The sequence below is a fragment of the Microbulbifer agarilyticus genome (genome assembly GCF_019800665.1).
Classification (GTDB): Bacteria; Pseudomonadota; Gammaproteobacteria; order Pseudomonadales; family Cellvibrionaceae; genus Microbulbifer; species Microbulbifer agarilyticus_C.
On sequence record NZ_JAHVKO010000012.1, the window covers coordinates 1 to 3,425 of the forward strand.

Here is a 3,425-nt window from a genome sequence, read left to right on the forward strand (position 1 = left end):
CCTGACGATGACCTACTCTCACATGGGGAATCCCCACACTACCATCGGCGATGTTGCGTTTCACTTCTGAGTTCGGCAAGGGATCAGGTGGTTCCACAACTCTATGGTCGTCAGGCAAACTGGCTTGGGTTGGACTGGTCTTATGAGCCTTCATTAATGGCTCTGCGCTGCCTGTTATCGCTGTTTGCCTCGGTCTTGCGACCGGCGATAACCCCAAATAAGTCGGTAAAACATTCTGTAGTAATACACCGCAAGTCGATGCTCTTTCGAGCTCACTCTGCGCGTCTCTCGATCGGACACAATCCAAATCGTTAGTAACCATCTCTGTTGTATGGTCAAGCCGCACGGGCAATTAGTACTGGTTAGCTCAACGCCTCACAACGCTTCCACACCCAGCCTATCAACGTGGTAGTCTTCCACGGCCCTTTAGGACTCTCAAGGAGTCAGGGAAATCTAATCTTGAAGGAGGCTTCCCGCTTAGATGCTTTCAGCGGTTATCCCGTCCGAACATAGCTACCGGGCAATGCCACTGGCGTGACAACCCGAACACCAGAGGTTCGTTCACTCCGGTCCTCTCGTACTAGGAGCAACTCTTCTCAAATTTCCAACGCCCACGGCAGATAGGGACCGAACTGTCTCACGACGTTCTAAACCCAGCTCGCGTACCACTTTAAATGGCGAACAGCCATACCCTTGGGACCGGCTTCAGCCCCAGGATGTGATGAGCCGACATCGAGGTGCCAAACACCGCCGTCGATGTGAACTCTTGGGCGGTATCAGCCTGTTATCCCCGGAGTACCTTTTATCCGTTGAGCGATGGCCCTTCCATACAGAACCACCGGATCACTATGACCTACTTTCGTACCTGCTCGTCATGTCTGACTCGCAGTCAAGCGCACTTATACCATTATGCTCATTGCATGATTTCCGACCATGCTGAGTGCACCTTCGTACTCCTCCGTTACTCTTTGGGAGGAGACCGCCCCAGTCAAACTACCCACCATACACTGTCCTCGATCCGGATAACGGACCAGAGTTAGAACCTCAAACATACCAGGGTGGTATTTCAAGGATGGCTCCACTGCAACTGGCGTCACAGTTTCAAAGCCTCCCACCTATCCTACACAAATAGGCTCAAAGTTCAGTGCAAAGCTGTAGTAAAGGTTCACGGGGTCTTTCCGTCTAGCCGCGGGTACACTGCATCTTAACAGCGATTTCAATTTCACTGAGTCTCTGGTGGAGACAGCGTGGCCATCGTTACGCCATTCGTGCAGGTCGGAACTTACCCGACAAGGAATTTCGCTACCTTAGGACCGTTATAGTTACGGCCGCCGTTTACCGGGGCTTCGATCAAGAGCTTCGCATACGCTAACCCCATCAATTAACCTTCCGGCACCGGGCAGGCGTCACACCCTATACGTCCACTTACGTGTTTGCAGAGTGCTATGTTTTTAATAAACAGTCGCAGCCACCTGGTCACTTCGACCGGCCTCAGCTTAGGGAGCAAGTCCCATCACCAAAACCGGCGTACCTTCTCCCGAAGTTACGGTACCATTTTGCCTAGTTCCTTCACCAGAGTTCTCTCAAGCGCCTTGGTATTCTCTACCTGACCACCTGTGTCGGTTTAGAGTACGGTTCACAATTGCCTGAAGCTTAGAAGTTTTTCCTGGAAGCAGGGCATCAACCACTTCGTCTCTTAAAAAGAGACTCGTCATCAGCTCTCAGCCTTAGGGACCCGGATTTGCCTAAGTCCCCAGCCTACTACCTTAAACATGGACAACCAATCGCCATGCTGGCCTAGCCTTCTCCGTCACTCCATCGCAGCAATTGCAAGTACAGGAATATTAACCTGTTTCCCATCGACTACGGCTTTCGCCCTCGCCTTAGGGGCCGACTAACCCTGTCCCGATTAGCGTTGGACAGGAACCCTTGGTCTTCCGGCGGGGGGGTTTTTCACCCCCCTTGTCGTTACTCATGTCAGCATTCGCACTTGTGATACCTCCAGCAAACCTCACAGTTCACCTTCAGCGGCTTACACAACGCTCCTCTACCATGCTTAAAAAGCATCCGCAGCTTCGGTTATCAGTTTGAGCCCCGGTATATCTTCCGCGCGGGCCGACTCGACTAGTGAGCTATTACGCTTTCTTTAAAGGATGGCTGCTTCTAAGCCAACCTCCTAGCTGTCTGGGCCTTCCCACATCGTTTCCCACTTAACTGATATTTGGGACCTTAGCTGGCGGTCTGGGTTGTTTCCCTTTTCACGACGGACGTTAGCACCCGCCGTGTGTCTCCCGCGATTGCACTCCACGGTATTCGGAGTTTGCATGGGGTTGGTAAGTCGGGATGACCCCCTAGCCCAAACAGTGCTCTACCCCCGTGGGTGAGACGCGAGGCGCTACCTAAATAGCTTTCGAGGAGAACCAGCTATCTCCCGGCTTGATTAGCCTTTCACTCCGATCCACAGGTCATCTCCTAATTTTTCAACATTAGTGAGTTCGGTCCTCCAGTTGATGTTACTCAACCTTCAACCTGCCCATGGATAGATCGCCGGGTTTCGGGTCTATTGCCTGCAACTAAACGCCCTATTAAGACTCGATTTCTCTACGGCTCCCCTAAGCGGTTAACCTTGCTACAGACAATAAGTCGCTGACCCATTATACAAAAGGTACGCAGTCACCCCGAAGGGCTCCTACTGCTTGTACGTATACGGTTTCAGGTTCTATTTCACTCCCCTCTCCGGGGTTCTTTTCGCCTTTCCCTCACGGTACTGGTTCACTATCGGTCAGCTGGGAGTATTTAGCCTTGGAGGATGGTCCCCCCATGTTCAGTCAAGATAACACGTGTCCCGACCTACTCGATTTCACTCTAAATGCCTTTTCGTGTACGGGGCTATCACCCTGTATCGCGGAACTTTCCAGATCCTTCCACTAAGACATAAAGAGCTTAAGGGCTAATCCCCTTTCGCTCGCCGCTACTCAGGGAATCTCGGTTGATTTCTTTTCCTCCGGGTACTTAGATGTTTCAGTTCCCCGGGTTCGCCTCCCTAACCTATGTATTCAGTTAGGGATACCTGTAAAACAGGTGGGTTTCCCCATTCGGAAATCCTAGGATCAAAGTCTGTGTGCCGACTCCCCTAGGCTTATCGCAGGCTCCTACGTCCTTCATCGCCTCCAGCTGCCAAGGCATCCACCGTATACGCTTAGTCGCTTGACCATACAACACAAACGACTACTAACGACTTTGTATTTGAATACGGGTAAGTATTCAAACACCGGATTGTGTGCTTGAGAGACACACATTTCTATTGAGTTGAGTATTGTTAGTACTCAACCTCGCCTTGCAGTGTATTACTACAAAATGTTTCACCTTGTTAAAGAACATCTGATGTAAAAATCAGAAAGCTAATCTCTCGAATCAAGCAACAT

The 3,425-nt window shown here is 51.0% G+C and carries 2 rRNA genes; both read right to left on the minus strand.

Going from position 1 to position 3,425, the window contains the following annotated elements:
- A 5S ribosomal RNA gene (gene rrf, locus KUV22_RS17115) occupies positions 1-115 on the minus strand; the annotation flags it as partial.
- Between the two features lie 216 nt (positions 116-331).
- Positions 332-3,213: ribosomal RNA gene (locus KUV22_RS17120) — 23S ribosomal RNA — on the minus strand.
- Between the last annotated feature and the right edge of the window lie 212 nt (positions 3,214-3,425).